This is a genomic window from Rhizobium sp. CB3060 (assembly GCF_025200735.1).
Lineage (GTDB): Bacteria > Pseudomonadota > Alphaproteobacteria > Rhizobiales > Rhizobiaceae > Rhizobium.
Genome location: NZ_CP104158.1, coordinates 2,743,994 through 2,762,055, shown reverse-complemented (window position 1 = coordinate 2,762,055; position 18,062 = coordinate 2,743,994). Strand labels below are relative to the sequence as shown.

The 18,062-nt window shown below is 59.9% G+C and carries 16 protein-coding genes and 1 tRNA gene; 4 read left to right on the top strand and 13 right to left on the bottom strand.

The window, feature by feature from the left end:
* Window positions 1-169 precede the first annotated feature (169 nt).
* The 6 genes from N2601_RS13400 to N2601_RS13375 form a co-directional block, all read right to left on the bottom strand.
* The gene (locus tag N2601_RS13400; protein WP_104824278.1) at window positions 170-1,414 is read right to left on the bottom strand and encodes a vWA domain-containing protein; all 1,245 of its coding nucleotides are present in this window, start codon (window positions 1,412-1,414) and stop codon (window positions 170-172) included.
* Between the two features lie 129 nt (window positions 1,415-1,543).
* A complete protein-coding gene (locus tag N2601_RS13395) occupies window positions 1,544-2,425 on the bottom strand; it encodes a transglutaminase family protein (RefSeq protein WP_104824277.1) in 882 nt (293 codons plus the stop codon).
* 4 nt (window positions 2,426-2,429) lie between these two features.
* Window positions 2,430-4,847 (bottom strand): circularly permuted type 2 ATP-grasp protein, encoded by a 2,418-nt coding sequence (locus N2601_RS13390; RefSeq protein ID WP_104825207.1) that lies wholly within the window; start codon window positions 4,845-4,847, stop codon window positions 2,430-2,432.
* Window positions 4,848-4,863: 16 nt separating this feature from the next.
* Window positions 4,864-8,184 (bottom strand): transglutaminase family protein, encoded by a 3,321-nt coding sequence (locus N2601_RS13385; protein ID WP_104824276.1) that lies wholly within the window; start codon window positions 8,182-8,184, stop codon window positions 4,864-4,866.
* 180 nt (window positions 8,185-8,364) lie between these two features.
* The gene (locus N2601_RS13380; protein WP_104824275.1) at window positions 8,365-9,792 is read right to left on the bottom strand and encodes a mannose-1-phosphate guanylyltransferase/mannose-6-phosphate isomerase; all 1,428 of its coding nucleotides are present in this window, start codon (window positions 9,790-9,792) and stop codon (window positions 8,365-8,367) included.
* 291 nt (window positions 9,793-10,083) lie between these two features.
* On the bottom strand, window positions 10,084-11,181 hold the full coding sequence (locus tag N2601_RS13375; protein ID WP_104824274.1) for a DUF475 domain-containing protein: 1,098 nt from the start codon (window positions 11,179-11,181) through the stop codon (window positions 10,084-10,086).
* A 426-nt stretch (window positions 11,182-11,607) separates the two neighbouring features.
* On the opposite strand from N2601_RS13375, the gene N2601_RS13370 reads away from it, so the two are divergent.
* On the top strand, window positions 11,608-11,853 hold the full coding sequence (locus N2601_RS13370; protein WP_104824273.1) for a hypothetical protein: 246 nt from the start codon (window positions 11,608-11,610) through the stop codon (window positions 11,851-11,853).
* A gap of 60 nt (window positions 11,854-11,913) precedes the next feature.
* Here the strand turns inward: N2601_RS13370 and N2601_RS13365 are convergent, their stop codons facing one another.
* Together N2601_RS13365 and N2601_RS13360 are read right to left on the bottom strand one after the other, a co-directional pair.
* Window positions 11,914-12,384: a hypothetical protein gene (locus N2601_RS13365; protein WP_104824272.1), complete on the bottom strand. Its 471-nt coding sequence runs from the start codon at window positions 12,382-12,384 to the stop codon at window positions 11,914-11,916.
* A gap of 91 nt (window positions 12,385-12,475) precedes the next feature.
* Window positions 12,476-12,706, bottom strand: coding sequence for a hypothetical protein (locus N2601_RS13360; RefSeq protein WP_104824271.1), 231 nt, complete (start codon window positions 12,704-12,706; stop codon window positions 12,476-12,478).
* A 217-nt stretch (window positions 12,707-12,923) separates the two neighbouring features.
* Here N2601_RS13360 and N2601_RS13355 point away from each other — a divergent pair, with 217 nt between their 5' ends.
* Window positions 12,924-13,232 (top strand): hypothetical protein, encoded by a 309-nt coding sequence (locus tag N2601_RS13355; RefSeq protein WP_104825206.1) that lies wholly within the window; start codon window positions 12,924-12,926, stop codon window positions 13,230-13,232.
* Window positions 13,233-13,328: 96 nt separating this feature from the next.
* Here the strand turns inward: N2601_RS13355 and N2601_RS13350 are convergent, their stop codons facing one another.
* The 4 genes from N2601_RS13350 to cpdR1 all read right to left on the bottom strand — a co-directional run bounded on the left by N2601_RS13350 (window position 13,329) and on the right by cpdR1 (window position 14,508).
* Window positions 13,329-13,544, bottom strand: coding sequence for a hypothetical protein (locus N2601_RS13350; RefSeq protein WP_104824270.1), 216 nt, complete (start codon window positions 13,542-13,544; stop codon window positions 13,329-13,331).
* A gap of 34 nt (window positions 13,545-13,578) precedes the next feature.
* Window positions 13,579-13,794, bottom strand: coding sequence for a hypothetical protein (locus N2601_RS13345; protein ID WP_104824269.1), 216 nt, complete (start codon window positions 13,792-13,794; stop codon window positions 13,579-13,581).
* Between the two features lie 192 nt (window positions 13,795-13,986).
* Window positions 13,987-14,061 (bottom strand) — tRNA-Val (locus tag N2601_RS13340).
* 84 nt (window positions 14,062-14,145) lie between these two features.
* Window positions 14,146-14,508 carry a response regulator CpdR1 gene (gene cpdR1, locus N2601_RS13335; protein WP_004117561.1) on the bottom strand — a complete coding sequence of 121 codons (363 nt, stop codon included), beginning with the start codon at window positions 14,506-14,508 and terminating at the stop codon, window positions 14,146-14,148.
* 288 nt (window positions 14,509-14,796) lie between these two features.
* Here cpdR1 and N2601_RS13330 point away from each other — a divergent pair, with 288 nt between their 5' ends.
* Window positions 14,797-15,681 carry an N-formylglutamate amidohydrolase gene (locus N2601_RS13330; RefSeq protein ID WP_104825205.1) on the top strand — a complete coding sequence of 295 codons (885 nt, stop codon included), beginning with the start codon at window positions 14,797-14,799 and terminating at the stop codon, window positions 15,679-15,681.
* Between the two features lie 551 nt (window positions 15,682-16,232).
* Window positions 16,233-17,006 carry a histidinol-phosphatase gene (gene hisN, locus N2601_RS13325; RefSeq protein WP_104824268.1) on the top strand — a complete coding sequence of 258 codons (774 nt, stop codon included), beginning with the start codon at window positions 16,233-16,235 and terminating at the stop codon, window positions 17,004-17,006.
* A 29-nt stretch (window positions 17,007-17,035) separates the two neighbouring features.
* Here the strand turns inward: hisN and N2601_RS13320 are convergent, their stop codons facing one another.
* Window positions 17,036-18,010, bottom strand: a complete 975-nt coding sequence (locus tag N2601_RS13320) for an alpha/beta fold hydrolase (protein WP_260303979.1) — start codon at window positions 18,008-18,010, stop codon at window positions 17,036-17,038.
* Window positions 18,011-18,062: the final 52 nt, after the last annotated feature.

The following is an 18,062-nucleotide window of genomic DNA, read 5'->3' as shown; positions in this document are numbered from 1 at the left end:
CGAAAATACCGGGCAAATGCTCTCAAAGCGCTAAAAAGACTTGATTCCGATTGTTTTTCCGGCTCTTATCGCCGGATTAGCTAACGCGCGAAAGCCGCCCCGGATTATTCTGGAGCGGCTTTCGTTTTTACGATCTATTCATAGTTTCCGGTGCGTCGCGCTCCGGTTGTTATTTGGTCAGGAGCGTCATTTTCTTTGACGCCTGCGTTGCAATCGACGAAAAGGCGCTGAACAGGTCTGCTGCATTCTGCGGCGTGAAGTAGTCGGAGGCCGACGTTGCGCAGTACTTCAGCAGAGCCTGGCCGTTTGCGGGCGCCATGAAGGCGATCGTGTAGACATGGATGCCGGCAGTGCGTGCCGCATCGCACTGGATCTTGGTGTTTGCGTCGGCGCTTGCCACGTTGTTGTCGCCGTCGGTCATGAAGACGATATACGTACTCGGGTTCGTTGAGCCGTTCTTGTTCTTGTGCTGCAACTGTTCGTTCGTGAGCCCCGGCGTCGTGGATGCCATCGTGAGGGCGGTCACTGCAGCCGTGAATGCAGGCGCCGAGTTTGTCGTGCCGCTTGCTGTCAGGTTGTTGACGTAGCTGGTGACGCCGCTGGTGCCCCAGGCGAGCGCCGTCGGCGTCTGGGCGCTGGAATTGTAGGAGTCGGCGCCAGTGCGAACATACATGCTGTTGGGGTCGGCCGTGTTCAATTGTGCCGCCAAGTTCGCGGTAGCGATCTTCAGCGATTGAAGCTTGGTGTAATAATTGGTTTGCGTACCCGTGCAGGTACTATTGACGGTCTTGCCTTTCGAGTTGGTCGTCGTGCAGGCATATGTGTACGTCGTCGTCGGCTGCTCGGTGTTGACCGTGTCCGTTGGTTCGTCCATCGAGCCAGAACGGTCGAGAACGAAATACATGGACAGCGGATTCTTTTGCGTGGATGTATTGTTGCCACTGACCGACGTGCTCGATGCGCCGACATTCATCGTGGTGAGGCCTAGCATGCGGGTCATGCCGTTCACCGGCATCGCATAGGACGCGTTCACAACGACGGAATAGCTGGCATTGCCTGACGAATCGGTCGTTTTCGTCACCGTTGCGGTCGTGCCGGCCCTGAGTGCGCTGGTGGCACTCGCATCGCCGGCAAGATAATTCGACATCTGCCCGGTCACGAAGTCAGCGGCCAGTTGCTGGGCGTTGGATGTCGTCGCACTGCCATTGGCAAGTGCCGTTGCCGTGGCAAGGGCCGCCGCATCGGTCGCTTCCTGCAGTTGGCTGTCCGTTACAGCCATATTGGAAACATCGACCGCAACGCCAGCCGCGGCCGCGAGGACGGGAATGGCTAGCGCGGTCAATATGCCGAAATTGCCGGCGCGATCGCGCAAAAGATTTTGAATGCCACGGAATTTGCTCGAACAAGTGATCATCACGTCCGCCCAAAAAGTATATGCCCCAGAACCGCGACTATCGGCGAAAACTCTAAGGACGGCGTTGAGATGATCATTCGACTTTTAGCAAATGACGCGAATATTTCCGATTTAGGGTTGTATTCGAAACTACTGCTTTAATGGAATGACGTCGACGGCCTGCACCGTCTTCTGGGTTCCATAGCTCTTCAGCACACCGATAACAGGGGCGACGTCGGAATAGTCGCGGCCGTAGGCGACGACGATATGGTCGGTTCCGGCCGGGATATTGTTGGTCGGATCGAGCTCGATCCAGCCTGCCGTTTCGCCGCACCAGATGCGCACCCAGGCATGCATGGCATCGGCGCCTTCCAGCCGCTCCTTGCCGGGCGGCGGGATGGTGCGCAGGAAGCCGCTGACATAGCCGGCCGGAATGCCGAGGCTACGCAACGCGATGATCATGACATGCGCGAAATCCTGGCAGACGCCGCGTTTCAGGCGGAATGCCTCTTTCGGCGCGGTGTCGACCGTCGTCGCCTTGGGGTCGTAGAGGAAATCCTTGTGGATCTGGGCGCAGACGGCGTGGGCGATCTGCATCACCGTCAGATTGGTCGTCGCCCATTGCCGGGCATAGTCGGCGATCTCCGTCGTCTCCGGCAGACGCGGGCTTGTGCCGATGAAATGATGCGGCGAGGATGGCTCGATCGACCAGCAGTCGCTGATTTCATCCGGCAGTTTGGCAAGTACGGGCGAGAAGTCGGCGGAGACCGGCTGGCTCTCGACCTGCACCCGCGCCTGCATGCGGATGTCGAGCTTTTCATGGGGGTTGCGCACCAGGATCGAAGTCGCTGGATGCTGGAAAAAATCGGTGAAGTTCGACTGCTCGTCCGGATGGGGCGTGACTTTCAGCGAGCCGGCAATCAAGCGCTGGCGGTTGGCGAGCGACAGCGGTAGCACGCGCACGATATGACGCGCGCCGCTGGCCGGCACGTCGTAGATATAGCCCATGTGCAGCGAGAGGTCGTAAAGCATCACATCATCCGAGATAGGTCTGGGCCAGGAGATCGGAGAGATGCTCCAGCTCCCGTTCCAGCTTTTTGTAGACCTCGTCGTTCATGGCCTCCGGCGTCATAACGGCCAGGCCCGAATGCAGCCGCATGGCTTCGCGGTAGAAGGGCGACATCTGGCCGTTGACGAAGGCGTTCGGCAATTGCTCCACTTCCCGATGGATTTCGTTCATCTGGAAGAGAATCGAGCGCGGGTTAAGTGGATCGAGCGCCAGCAGATCGGTCACCGTCAACCGAGCGGTATTGACGTTGTAGCGGCGGCGATGGGTCATCACGCTGTCGCCGATTTCGAGCAGCATGTCGAGCGCGCCGTCGGGCGCCTCCGGGCCGGACATGTAGCCGAGCAGGCGCGTCATATGCAGTCCGCGCTCGATATAGCGGCCGAGCGACAGGAAGCGCCAGCCGGTGAAACGATACATGTTTTCATGCACGAGACCGGCAAAGCCCGCGAGCTTGCGCAGGAGGATCGTCATCGCGTGACTGGCGTCGTCGCCGGATTTGACCTTTTCCTTGAAGCGGCGGGCGGTCTTGGCGAGATCGTTCAGCGCCAGCCAGCCGTCCGGCGAGAAGCGGTCGCGGATGTTGCTGGCGGAATAGACGGCGCTGTCGATATTGCGCAGCAGGCTTTCCGGCACGGCTTCCTTGGTATCGATATCGACGGCGGCGAGATAGGCGCTGACAGCGGCAAGCAGCGGCTGAGTGGGGTCGGCGGCTTCGGCAAAGCGGCCGTGCCAGGCGCGCAGGATGCGCAAGGCCCCTTCGGCGCGTTCGATATAACGGCCGAGCCAGAAGAGGTTGTCAGCGGCGCGGCTCGGCAGGCTGCCGGGCATGTTGCGGGTGAAGGTCTCTTCGGCCGGCAGCAGCGTGTGGCGCTCAACCGGTTTGTCGGAAACGATCCAGACATCGGCGGCCGAGCCGCCGGACTGCATGGCGATGGCGGCAACATCGTCGCCGCTGCCGATACGGGCAAAGCCGCCCGGCATGATCTGCCAGCCGTTTTCGGTGCGGGCGGCAAAGACGCGCAGGCTCATCGGCCGCGGTAGCAGTTTGCCGTTTACCCAGGCAGGAGTCGTCGAGAGGGTGACGACCTCCTGGCCAACCAGCTTGTGGCCGTCCGTCCGCAGCCAGTCGGTAATCGATTCCTTGGCGGTGGTGCGCAGCGTCGAGCCTAGCACTGACTGGCCATTGTCGTCGAAGAAGGGCATGCAGGAATAGGCCGGGCCGATCACCATTTTTTCGATATGCGCGGCGACATGTTCGCGCTCGGTCTTTTGTCCGCACCACCAGGTAGCGATCGACGGCAGCTTCAGGTCCTCGCCACGCAGATGCCGGCAGATGGTGGGCATGAAGGCGAGCAGGGCGCGGGTTTCCAGAATGCCCGAACCGAGCGCGTTGACGATGGTGACGGTTTGCGCCCTCAGCGCCTCGACCATGCCAGGCGTGCCGATATGGGATTGCTGATTGAGCTCCAGCGGGTCGGCATAGGATGCATCGAGGCGGCGCCACAGCACGCTGATCGGCCTCAAGCCCGCGACGGTACGCACCATCAGTTGATCGTTGACGACGGTAATGTCCTCGCCTTCGAGCAGCATGAAGCCGAGGTAGCGAGCAATATAGGCGTGTTCGTAGTAGGTCTCGTTGGCGGGCCCCGGCGTCAAGACGGCAATGCGGTCGGTCGTGCCGCGCTTTGCACCCTGCAACGCGTCGCGGAAGGCGCCGAAGAAGGATGCGAGACGATGCACTTTTGTCTCTGCATAGATATCGGAGAAAGCGCGCGTGGTGGCGACGCGGGTCTCCAGCGCGAAACCGGCACCCGACGGAGCCTGGGCACGATCGGCCAGCACCCACCAATTGCCGTCCGGACCACGGCCGATCTCGAAGGCCAGGAAGTGGAGATAGTGCCCGTTCGCGGGTTTGACACCGGCGAGCGGCCGCAGGAATTCCGGGTTGGCGGCGATCAGCGCCGGCGGCAGCAAGCCTTCGTTGACCAGCCGGTTATCGCCATAGATATCGGCGATGACCTCCTCCAGCAGATCGGCGCGTTGCTGCAGGCCGGCCGACAGCGTCTGCCATTCGCGCTCGTCGATCAGAACGGGAATGTGCGAAATCGGCCAGTTGCGTTCGCTGACGCCGGCTGCTCCATAGGCGCGGTAGAAAACGCCAGCGTCGCGCAGATAGCGGTCGGCACGGGCGAAACGTTCCAGGAGTTCCCTTTCCGGCATGCGCGCGAGCGCGGCCAGCAGATTTTGCCAGACCGGCCGTACCGCTCCGGTATTGTCGACCATTTCGTCGGCGACGCCGGGCATGGCGGAATAGGCAAACGCCGGATCGTTGCCGATGCCAGCCCTTACCTCGTCCCGCCGTTCCGTCGCTGGTTTCTTCCCCACCATGCGTATGCCCGTTTCAAACTCCTATCGGCCGCCTCAGATCGAGCGTCAGCGGAAATTCTCCCGACACTGATTCTGTGCGCAGATTATAACCGCCCGCCGTATGTCCCCAAGGTTCGAATCGCGCCAAACGCCGCGCTTCGGCCTCATTGCCATTGACAGGGAAGGTGTCATAGTTCCGGCCGCCGGGATGGGCAACATGATAGATACAGCCGCCGATCGAACGCTTCGACCATGTATCATAAATGTCGAAGGTCAGAGGTGTATCGATCGGCAGAACCGGGTGCAGGCCCGAGGCCGGATGCCAGGCCTTATAACGGACGCCGGCGATGGAAACGCCCGAGGCGCCCGTGGGCGTCAGCGGCACGGCGCGGCCGTTGCAGGCGACGACATAACGCGAGGGATTGTTGGTTTCGAACCGCACCTGCAGCCGCTCCACCGACGAATCGACATAACGGACGGTGCCGCCGATCGCGCCTTCCTCACCCATGACATGCCAGGGCTCCAAGGCCTGGCGCAGTTCCAGCTTGCTGCCTTCGTATTCGACTTCGCCGCAGAAGGGGAAACGGAATTCGAGCTGCGCCTGGAACCATTCGGGACGAAGGTCGAAGCCGTTTTCCCGAAGATCCGTCAGCACATCGAGGAAATCCTGCCAGATATGATGCGGCAGCATGAAGCGGTCGTGCAGCGCGGTGCCCCAGCGGACGAACTTGCCGTCGATCGGATTGCGCCAGAAACGGGCGATGAGGGCGCGGACCAGCAATTGCTGGGCAAGGCTCATGCGGGCGTTCGGCGGCATTTCGAAGCCACGGAGTTCCACCAGGCCAAGGCGGCCGGTCGGTCCATCCGGGGAAAACAGCTTGTCGATGCAGATTTCCGAGCGGTGCGTGTTGCCGCTGACGTCGGTCAGAAGGTTGCGGAACAGGCGGTCGACGAGCCAGGGCAGCGGCGGGATGCCGCGACCGGGTGCCGGCACCTGCGCCAGCGCGATCTCCAGTTCGTAGAGGCTGTCGTGACGTGCCTCGTCGATGCGCGGCGCCTGGCTGGTTGGGCCGATGAACAGGCCGGAGAAGAGATAGGAGAGCGAGGGGTGGCGCTGCCAATGCAGCACCAGGCTCTTCAAAAGGTCCGGCCGGCGCAGGAACGGGCTGTCGTTCGGATTGGCGCCGCCGACGACGACGTGGTTGCCGCCGCCGGTGCCGGTGTGGCGGCCGTCGATCATGAATTTGTCGGTGCCGAGGCGCGTTTGCCGGGCCTCTTCATAGACCGCGGTGGTGATATCGACACATTCCTGCCAGCTCGAAGCCGGATGAATGTTGACTTCGATCACGCCGGGATCGGGAGCGACGCGGATCACGTTGATGCGCTCGTCCTGGGGTGGCGGATAGCCTTCGATGTGAACAGGCAGGTTCAGGGCCGCGGCCGCGCGTTCGGCGGAGGCGACGAGGTCGAGGTAATCCTCCACGCTGACCGTCGGCGGCATGAAGATGCAGAGGCGCCCGTCGCGCGGCTCGACCGAGATCGCGGTGCGGACATAGCCGCCGATCTCGTCGATCGATTGCGGCATGGTCGGCTGCTGGCCGGCAAAGGGCTGGAAATGGGCGGCTTGCAGCGGCCGGCCCTTGTCCTGACCGTAATCCGGCAGTGCCTCGCGCGGGATCGTCGGGTCCATCGGGTTGATGTAGGGATATTGCGATGCCGGTATCCAGTCGAGCGAATTCAGCGGCAGGCGATAGCCGACCGGGCTGTCGCCGGGCATGAGGAAGATGCGGCCGCGGCGGGTGCGCCATTTCTCACTGACCCAGCGACGACCGCTGGCGCGCGCATTCCAGGCCTGTACCGGCAGAATATAGCCCGTCGGTCGCGTCAGCCCGCGCTCGAAGACGCGGGCCATGCGTGAGCGTTCCTCCGGATCCTTCAGCTTCGAGTTGGACGGGTCGACATTGTCGGGCAGGTTCGCTTCCTTGACCAGCCATTCGGCCGGGTCTTCGAAAGCCGGCGCCACGTAGTCGGGCTCGATATCGAGCTCGCCGGCGATCGCCGTCAGGAGGCGACCGGCATCGTCCTCGGTAACGCTGTAGTTGCGGCCCTCGTTGGCGATCAGGTCGGGGTTCGACCAGATCGGCAGGCCGTCGCGCCGCCAGTAGAGCGAGAAGGTCCAGCGCGGCAGGCTTTCGCCAGGATACCATTTGCCCTGGCCGTAATGCAGAAAGCCATTCGGTGCGAAGTGTTCGCGCAGGCGTCGGATCAGATTATCGGCCTTTTCGCGCTTGGTCGGGCCGACCGCGGCTGTGTTCCATTCATCGGACTGGAAGTCGTCGATCGAGACGAAGGTCGGCTCGCCGCCCATGGTCAGGCGCACGTCGTCTTGCCTGAGGATGGTGTCGACCTTTTCGCCGAGCGCGTTCAGAGCTTCCCAGCTTTCATCGGAGAAGGGCTTGGTGATGCGCGGATGCTCGGCAACGCGGGCAACCGTCATGTCGAAATCGAATTCGGTCTTGGCCTCACCGAAATAACCGCCGGAGATCGGTGCCGCGTTGCGGTAATGCGGTGTGGCGGCGAGCGGAATATGGCTCTCGCCGGTCAGCAGGCCTGAGGTCGGGTCGAGACCCACCCAGCCGGCGCCGGGAAGATAGACCTCCGCCCAGGCATGCAGGTCGGTAAAGTCGTGTTCCGTACCCGAGGGCCCATCGAGCGCCTTCAGATCCGGCGTGAGCTGAATGAGATAGCCGGAAACGAAGCGTGCGGCGAGGCCGAGATGGCGGAGAATCTGGACGAGCAGCCAGCTCGTATCGCGACAGGAGCCCTTTGCCTTTTCCAGCGTCTCTTCCGGCGTTTGTACGCCGGTTTCCAGGCGGATGACGTAGCCGATTTCATGCTGCAGCCGCGCATTGAGGCCGACGATCATGTCGACGGTGCGCTGTTCGGAGCGGTCGAGGGTTGAAAGGAAAGCGGCAAGGCGCGGCCCCGGCTCCTCCGGCTTCATGTAGATCGACAGATCTTCGCTGATAGTCTCGGGATAGTCGAAAGGCCACTTAGTCGCTTCCTCTTCGACGAAGAAGTCGAAGGGATTGTAGACCGTCATATCGGCAACGAGATCGACCTCGATCTTCAACTCGGTCACCGGATCGGGAAAGACGAAGCGGGCGAGATAATTGCCGTAGGGGTCCTGCTGCAAATTCACGAAATGATTTGATGGCGTCACCTTCAGCGAATGACTGAGGACGCGTGTCTTGGAATGCGGAGCGGGTTTCAGGCGAATGATTTGAGGGCCGAGGCGGACCGGGTTGTCGTATTTATAATGGGTGAGATGATAAATGCTTGCTTTGATCGCCATATTTTCTCTTTGCCTAGCTCGCAACGTTGTGCGGCATTTGCTGTTCCCACCGGCAGTGTGTGCAATGCAGCGGAAGAATGCAAGGCGTCTCGGCAGTCAATCAGGGCCGTTCCATAGGGTGTCAAAAATAAAAGCGGCGGGCTTTCGCCCACCGCTTTGAAATCGATGCCGTCGAAAACCTCAGCTTCTGCCGAATTCATCGACCAGGCGGATGATGTCGTCTTCGCCGAGATAGGAGCCCGTCTGAACTTCGATCAATTCCAGCAGGATCTTGCCGGGGTTGGAAAGGCGGTGCACTTCGCCGAGCGGGATATAGACCGACTCGTTTTCGCGCAGCATCTGCACGTGCTCGCCGACCGTCACCTCCGCCGTGCCCTTGACGACGATCCAGTGTTCCGAACGGTGATGATGTTTCTGCAGCGACAGCTTCTTGCCGGGCAGAACGAAGATGCGCTTCACCTGGAAACGTTCGCCGTTCAGCACCGAGGTATAACCGCCCCAGGGGCGATAGGACGTCGGATGGGTCTCGGTGAGCTTGGCCGTCGTCTTCTGGCTGGCGAGCAGCTTCACCAGCTTGCCGACTTCCTGGCTGTCCTTGAGATGGCCGACATAGACGGCGTCTTCGCTGGCGATGACGGCGACGTCTTCCATCCCCTGCACGGCGAGATGGACACCATGCGTCATGACGAGCGAATTCTTGGTGTTGATCAGCGTCGTGTCGCCGGCAGCCACGTTGCCGTTATCGTCGCGCTTGCCGGTCTTCCAGACCGAATCCCAGCTTCCGAGATCCGACCAGGTGAAGGGCGAGGGAACGACGGCGGCATTCTCCGTCTTTTCCATCAGTGCATAGTCAATGGAAATATCGGGGCTTTTGACGAAGGCTTCTGCGTCGAGGCGGGTGAAATCGAGGTCGCGCGTCGACTTGGCAATAGCCTTGGCGGCGGCCTTTTCGACTTCCGGTGCGTATTCGTGCATCTCGGCGAGAAGCTGGCCGGCGGAGAACATGAACATGCCGGAATTCCAGTAGAACCCGCCGCTGGCGACCATCGCCTCCGCCTTTTCCAGGGCAGGCTTTTCGACGAAACGCTTGACGGCATGCGCACCGGTCGAAAGCTCCTTGCCGCTCTCGATATAGCCGTAGCCGGTCGCCGGCTCGGTCGGTGTAATGCCGAAGGTCACGAGCTTGCCTTCCAGCGCCGTATCGCGGGCAGTTCGAACGCAATCGAAATAGGTGCCGTTGGCGTCGATCTCGTAATCGGAGCCGAGGACGTGCATCGTGGCGTCCTGGCCGAAAAGTTCGCTGACGAGCGTGGCGGCGGCGGCAACGGCGGCAGCCGTGTTGCGGGCAACCGGCTCCAGCAGGACGGCAGCCAGCTTCAGCCCGAGTTCACGCGCCTGTTCGGCAACGAGGAAGCGAAATTCTTCGTTGGTGAGGACGATCGGGGCTTCGTAAAGTTCGGGATCGGAGACGCGCGTCAACGTGCTCTGAAAGAGCGTCTTGTCGCCGATGAACTGGATGAACTGCTTTGGCGCAGAGGCACGCGACAGCGGCCATAACCGTGTTCCCTTGCCGCCGGCCATGATCACTGGGACGATTTTGGCTGCCATATCTGCCTCTCTCCTACACACTTTACTGAAGAACGCTTCGCGGACATCTGCAATATATGCGATCGCCACCTGCGTCCCTTGAACAATTGGCTTTCGCCATTGCGATATTTTTCAGGAAAACACCAGCGCGAATTTACCATCAACTCCGAACATTCCCCGATCTTAGTGAGGAAATTCTAACAATCAAAGTTATGCTTCGGTTGAGAGACCAGATACGTGTTGTGGGATTTTCCGCCGAAAGATGTAGGCGTTGCCGCGATTTCTATGCGGCAACGCCAGGGAATCATCTTGTCAGGCCTTGGCTCTGTCGCGGGGCTCTTCATCGGCCGGATCATGCGTGGTGCCGTTGCGCTTGTTGTAGCGGATCGACGACCAGAGCGAGACGCCGATCAAAGCCGCGCCGCCAAGGCCAGTGACGACCTCGGGAATATGCATAAGCGTTTGCACATACATGATCACCGAGAGAATCAGGATGGCGTAGAAGGCGCCATGCTCGAGGTAACGATAGTGGGCGAGCGTACCCTTTTCTACAAGCATGACCGTCATCGAGCGAACATACATGGCGCCGATACCGAGGCCGATAGCGATGATGAAGAGGTTTTGGGTGAGTGCGAAAGCGCCGATGACACCGTCGAATGAGAAGCTGGCGTCGAGGATTTCCAGATAGAGGAATGCTCCGAAGCCACCCCTGGCGGCAGCGCTCATCGTCTTTTGCGAGGCATCCAGAAAGCCACTGAGGACCTCGACCAGAAGGAAGGTCAGGAGACCGTAGACGGAGGCATAGAGGAATGTGGTCGCATCCTCGCCACCGAGCAGGGAGGAAAAGACTAGGACGAGGATCAGCACGAAGGCGATTTCGATGCCCTTGATGGTGGCGAAATGCGCCATCGCCTTCTCGACAAAGGCGATCCAGTGCACATCCTTCTCGCGATCGAAGAAATAGGTGAGGCCGACCATCATCAGGAAGGTGCCGCCGAAAGCGGCGATGGGCAGATGCGCGTCATGCATGATCGCGGCATATTGCTCCGGTTCGGCAGCCGCGAGCTTCAGCGCCTCCCAGGGATTGATATGGGCGGCGATGGCGACGATCGCCAGCGGAAAGACGATTCGCATGCCGAAAACGGCGATGACGATGCCCCAGGTCAAAAAGCGGTGCTGCCAGACCGGCGTCATCTCTTTCAGCTTGTTGGCATTGACGATGGCGTTGTCGAACGAGAGCGATATCTCCAGCACGGCCAGCACCAGGCAGATGAAAAAGGCCGTTGCCAGGCCGCCGAAGGTGCCGGTCATGTTCCAGCCGAGCACTCCGCCCAGGATGAGACCTGCGATGGTGACGATGAAGGCCCAGCCGAAATAGCCGAGCATGGATTTGGAGGAAGAGGACGTCATGGGCGTACCTCCTCAAAAGCGGAAAAAATGTATCCGGACGCGAGGCATAGTCGCATGCCAGAGACGGCATGCCTGCGAGGCATGGTCAGTGTATTCATGAAAAGAAATCCGCCGGCTCATCTGCAGGCGGTACCGACATCGCGAGAGCGCCGTTAAAACTCTCGCCAGAGGGGCCCGGCACCAAAGTTCAATCCGCAGCCGATGTCAGAAGGCGCGGAGATACCACCATTAGTTAGTGAAATTGCGGTTCCCGTCAAGAGGCGCGGCGGATCGACGCTGCCGCATTCCCCAGGATAGAAATTTCCGGAACCAAACGGGAAAGAGGAGCGTTTGGGCTTGAGGCGGGCAGGGCGATGTCCGTTGCAGGACTGATCCCAGAAGCGGATTGATTGTCGGATAGAGAGCAGCGGACAAGGAGGACCTCTCATGAGCCCCCATCCTATTCATCATAGACCGAAAGAAGCAAAGCCGGAGCCGAGCCGGCAGAAACGGACGCGTTCGAACGTCCTTCGTCAGGCGCAGGTATTGCCGCCGCACAATGTCGATTTGACGCTGCAACCTGCAACGCATGAAGATGTTCATGTGCCGGCCCATGTCAGCGGCGCTGACCTGTCGCGGGAGGCACCTGGCGACGCCAATCACGGCGGGAAACACAAAGGCCGCTCAAAATAAAAGCTGGAAGCCGGATATTTTTTGAGGCTCCGGGTCTCATGGCCCGGGGCGCGGCTTTGCTTATTTGCCGTGCGGCGGTTTGCCGTTCGACAGGAAGCTGGCGGCAAAGCTCAGCTCGGTCGATTTCGCCGAACATTCGATGGCGACGGGTTTGCCCGAATACGGATTGGCGAAGGTGCAGGTGCCCTTGGCGCCGACCTGGCCGGTCATCTTGTTGCCGGCGCCCGTGGAGATGACTTCGATCGGCAATTGCGCGGTTCCCTTCGTCGCGCCGGGCTTGATACCGCGGCCGTTGCCCTGGAAGCCAAGCATCTTGCCGCCGGATGAAAAGATGAACGTCACCGAGCCATCCGGCCCCGTGACGCTGGCGATCTCACCCTTGCAGCCTTTCGAGGCATCGAGCTTGCCCACGACGAGCTTGGAACAGGTGCCGCTGACCACCACCGCGCCGGGCGCCGGAAAATTTTGTGCGGCGGCGTCAGCCGCAACGGTCATCACTGTCAGTCCAATAGCAAGGCCTGCGAATCGCATGAATGGGTCCTTTCGAAGCCCTCGCAGTTTGCCGATCGAAATGTGGCAGTCAATCCCGAAGCACTAATGTGCCGACGTAGGAAGGCGCCGGTCACTCCGGCACGAGCGTGCCGATCAGTTGCAGCAGTGCATTCTGCCGGTTGCCGCCGCCGGCCAGGAATTCATAGAGCGTCATCTTCTTTTCGCTGCCACCGTCGACGAGATAGTCGGACTGGCGGATGACGAAGACCTCGCCGCTGTCGGTGTCCCGGGCGAGGTGGAACAGATATTCGTCGCCGTTGGGCTTGTGGTTTTTATAGAACTGCTTCTTCACGATCGCCATTCTCGTCCTCCCGTACGATCAATGCTTTGGCGTGACAGTAGTGTGACAGCGCGACCGGAAGTCAAGCGATTTGCGGGTGAAACTTCTGCTTGCCTGCCCGACGGTGACGCGTTCAAGCGCCGAACATCAGCATGTGATTGGATATCAACGAAAAGACGATTATCCTCAACCCTCGCGATCGAGAATTCGATGCGCCATGAGCGAGAGGTCAAAGCAAATGAGAATGATGTTAGCGTTAGGGGCCATGTTAAGCCTCGCTTGCGTCTCTGCAGGCGAAGCACCCTCGAACTACCAGTCATACCAGGGCATTCGCGCCGATAGCGATCCCGTGCTTCTAGCGCGATATGACAGGGCTCTGCACTATTGTGAACCCGAAGCCTACTCCTGGTATCGGGGCTCCCCCGATCCCAACAGCAGCATGTACATCCTGGCATTGAGAAGTTGCTTGTATCGGCACAGCTTTATAGACCGCGGCGCCTACGCCTATCCGAACACGGCGGTATTCCAGCATTTCCTGGATCGCTAAACGGTCAAGACTTTTTCGCACGCGGAAGCGCCTTTCCCTCACCGGGAGGGCGCTTTTTTCATAGAGGCGTCTTTGCTTCTCGCGCTGCGATCGACCTCAGGCGCCCAAAATCGCATTAATCTCAGCGATCAGCGTCGCGTAAGTTTCGATATGCCGCTGGTATTCCGCCCTGATCTCGTCGGTTATTTCCTTCAGCGGCCCGTCACCTTCCTGACGGAAATGGCGTATGTCCTTATCCTCCAGCGAGCGAAGCTGCTCTTCATGCTCCTCGATTTTGCGCTCATAGTTGTTTCGAAGCTTGGTGAGATCCATTGCATCCTCCATAAGTCATGCTGATGCAGCTAAATCAATCGTGTCCGCGCCCGCGGTACTTCGTCGGAATGCCTGCCGTCTCATGGCATTGCGCCAGGGTTTCAAGCCATGCTGCCAAGCCTTCGGGCACTTCAGCGTTTCCAGCCTCCATCGCTTCCACCCAAGACAAGTCGCATTGCAGAGCGCTCGCCAGGTTGAGCGGCGTCCAGCGGATATGCAGAAGGCATTCGGTGAACCGGGCTGGGGTCATAGCAGACATCCATTCTATTCTGTTCAGAGGGTGACACGACCAATCAGCAAGTCAAGCGCTCTCCAAGGTCAAGCATAGCAGCGGAATGCGCGCTTCTGGTGGCAGAACTCTGAACGCTATTGAGGTGCGATGTACCTTGGGGCCTTTATGCGAAAAGGGCTCAGCGATTTCTCGCTAAGCCCTTGAAAAGGATGGTGGGCGTGACAAGGATCGAACTTGTGACCCCTACGATGTCAACGTAGTGCTCTCCCGCTGAGCTACACGCCCATCCGATGGCGGCGCATAGATCACAAAACCTTGGTAGCCGTCAATAGGCTTTTTTTCGGTTTTGTGACGTTGCCGCCGGAAGCCTTAGGCGGCAAGGAGTTTGTTGACTTCGTCGACCAGCTCGCGCAGGTGGAAAGGCTTGGAAAGTACCTTGGCATCCTTCGGCGCTTTCGAATCGGGGTTCAGCGCGACAGCGGCGAAGCCGGTGATGAACATCACCTTCAGATCCGGATCGAGCTCGGTGGCGCGGCGCGCCAGTTCGATGCCATCCATCTCCGGCATGACAATGTCGGTAAGCAGCAGCGAAAAGGGCTCCTCGCGCAGCCGGTCGTAGGCGCTTGCTCCATTGTCAAAGGACAAGACCTTGTAGCCGGCCTTTTCCAGCGCCTTCACAAGGAACCGACGCATGTCGTTGTCATCTTCGGCAAGGAGTATCTTCTGGGTCATCATCTGTTCGCTAATCAACTTCTGTCTTGTTGGACTTGTCCAGCGTCCAACTTAGTCGTTGGCCGTAAACAAGCGGTGAATGGTCGGGTCAGGACAAAGCCATTCGCGTTCGTCCGTTGCAGCATAATCGCCTCCCAAGACCGCTTCGCTGTCTTAAGGATCGTGCTTTCGGGCATTTCCGTAGCGGCCCTTTGTATAAGGCCATTTTGCTTAAGTTAGTATGGACTTGCGGGCGAGCAACTGGCAACATGGATGCTGCGACAAGTTGTTGACATGGTAAAGACGTTGATGTCCGCAGAAATGCGTAATTTCGAGATTTTTGAGGTATCGGAGCCCGTCTCTCAGACAATTCCCTTTGTCTACAGCTCGCCCCATAGCGGCCGCATCTATCCACCGGATTTTATCGCCCAGTCCCGCCTGCAGGGCATCGCCATTCGCCGCTCGGAAGATCATTATGTCGATGAGCTGTTTTCGGCGGCAAGCGCTCTCGGCGCGCCGCTGCTGCTCGCCAATTTCCCGCGCGCCTATATAGATGTCAACCGCGAGCCCTATGAGCTCGACCCGCGTATGTTCGACGGCGTGTTGCCGCCCTATGCCAACATCAATTCGCTGCGAGTCGCCGGCGGTCTCGGCACCATTCCGCGCATCGTTGCCGAAAACATGGAAATCTACGCCCGCCGGGTGCCGGTCGAGGATGCGCTGAGGCGCATCGATACGATCTACAAGCCTTACCATGCGACGCTGCGCCGGTTGATTGCCCGCACCCATGTCAAATTCGGCTTCGGCGTTCTGGTCGACTGCCATTCCATGCCGGGCAATATCCGCATCGCCGGCAGCAATGTGCGACCCGATTTCATCCTTGGCGACCGCTACGGAACGAGCGCCTCGGCGGACCTGTCGCGCGCCGCCATGCAGATTCTCGACGAGCTCGGCTTTAACGCCGTGCGCAACAAGCCCTATGCCGGCGGCTTCATCACCGAGCATTATGGCCGCCCCTCCCGTGGACTTCATGCCCTGCAGATCGAGGTTAACCGCTCACTCTACGTCGATGAAACGACGCTGGAGAAACGGTCGGATTTTGGTGCCGTCGCCGCAGCCATCACCCTGTTCATGAAGCGCATGGCCGAGCATGTGGAATCCTACGCAGGCGATCCGGCGCTGGCGGCGGAGTAGGGGGTATCTCGCCCCTTGCGGGCGAGAAAGCAAAATCAGCATTTAGCTTTAGCTAAGTGCTGATTTTGCAAGAGAGGGGGTAGGTCAGGGCGCGCTTAGTCTCTGAATAGAGTCAGCAAGAAACGGACCCCCGCTCTGGCAATTTCAATGGCTTAGAAATTGCGCTAGGCTGTTGAATATGCAGCGCGTCCGGTATCGCAATTCCTAAACCAATGAAATTGCTTTCTCGCCCGCCAAGGCTGAGATCGAGCGCATCTGCCGCGCCATTCCCATGAAACAAATAGGCCGGACAAAAAAGAACCGCGCTTGTGGCGCGGCTAAGTCTAGGGAGGAAACACCCAAGGAGGGTATTTACAGTCAGAAGACTGTAAGGGGATATTGCTGTTGCATTGCACAAATGTCAAGCAGATTATTGCGGTGCAAAATATTTAGGCAATCGCTGGATTTCTGCCTGATCTCCGGGCAATCCGCCTCTCGCAACGGCATTTGGTTTGCTTCGCCGCGTTTATGCGCTATGACTTCGCCCGTCCCGTCATTTATCCGGATCGACCATGCTTCCTGATCGTGCCTTCTTCTATCGTCTGGCCGAGGCGGCCAAGGCTGAGACCCTGCCGCGCTTTCGCGCCGGCGTCGACGTGGTTAACAAGGAGGCTCAGGGGTTCGACCCGGTAACCGAGGGCGACCGCGCCGCCGAAGTGGCGATTCGCACCTTGATCGAGGCGGAGTTTCCCGACCACGGCATCCTGGGCGAAGAGCACGGCGATGTCGGTCTGGATAGGGAACATGTCTGGGTGATCGATCCGATCGATGGTACCCGGGCCTTCATTTCCGGTGTGCCTGTCTGGGGGACGCTGATCGGCCTGCAGAAAAACGGACGCGCCGTCATGGGCATGATCGACCAGCCGTTTACGGGCGAGCGCTATTTCGCCGACGGCAACGGCTCGACCTATTCCGGCCCGGAAGGCGAAAGGCGGCTGCTGGTTCGTGATTGCGGCAGCCTGTCGAATGCCATTCTCTTCACCACTTCGCCGCATCTTTTCGTCGGCAAGGAGTTGGCAAAATATCGCGAGATTGAGAGCCAGGTGCGCCTGTTCCGCTACGGCACGGATTGCTATGCCTATGCGCTGCTCGCCGCCGGTCACGTCGATCTCGTCATCGAAAATTCGCTGAAGCCCTACGATGTCGGCGGCATTATCCCCGTCATCGAGCAGGCGGGCGGCATCATCACCACCTGGGACGGCGGTCGGCCGGAAAAGGGCGGCACGATCATCGCCGCCGGCAGCCGCGCGGTCTATGATCAGGCAATGGCGATCCTGTCGCGCTAGCTATACGTTTTCGGGTTCGCGATCCCGCTCTAAATCCCCACTCCCGCCATATCCGTATTCGCCTCGGCATCGCTGCCGGGGATGAAGGCGTTGATGGCGGCGAGGGCGGCGTTGCGATAGACGTCCCGCTCCTGAAGAATCTCGTGTTTGGCGCCGTGAATAGGCACGAGCTGCGCTGCGCGGAAATAGCGCGACAATCGTTCCTGGTCGGCATAGGGCACGACGCCGTCGCGGGTCGGCGCGATCAACACGGTCGGAATGGTGATGGAAAAGAGATGTTCGGGCGTGTTGACGCGATCGATCGCGCGGAATGCTTCCAGCAGCCAGCGCGCCGTCGGCGGTCCCAAGGTGAGCTGCGGGTAGGCCGTTGCGATGGTGATATTGCGCCGATAACGCAGCTCGTCCGTCGTCAACGGATTTTCCGGAAACGGCTTTTCCTTGATAGTTTTGCTGAACTGCATCCGGCCAAGACCAAGAGCGCAGACTATGCCGGAGAGAGAGCGGATGAGGCCGGGCGAGACGCCGTGGCCGGTGAGGCCAACGAAGGGCGCCGACAGCACCATGCGCTCGATCCGGGTCGCAAGCCGCGGCGCCGCCGACAATGCGATCAGTCCACCGGTCGAGTGCGCCAGCAGGAAGAACGGCAGGCGCGTATCCGGCAGCACGATCTTGTCGAGAAAGGCGGTCAGGTCACGCTCATAGTCCGAGAAGCGTCTGACATGTCCGCGCAGCGGGTCCTTCAACAGCCGCTCGGAGCCGCCTTGGCCGCGCAGATCGAAGGTTGCGACCCAGAGACCCTTTTTGGTCAAGTCGCGGATCGTTTCGAAATATTTCTCGATGAACTCGTTGCGACCCTGCATCAGCACCACGGTGCCCTTGGCGACCGGCTGCTCGCAGCGGAAGACGACGTAGCGCAGCTTTCGCCCGTCAAATGACTCGAAGAACCCCTCGGTGCGGTTTTCCGGCACCGGATTGTCTGGAGTGGAATAGAGGATCGAATCCATGACGATGTCGCGCCCCGCTGAAGGGATGTCCTCCTCAAGGGGATAACGCAGG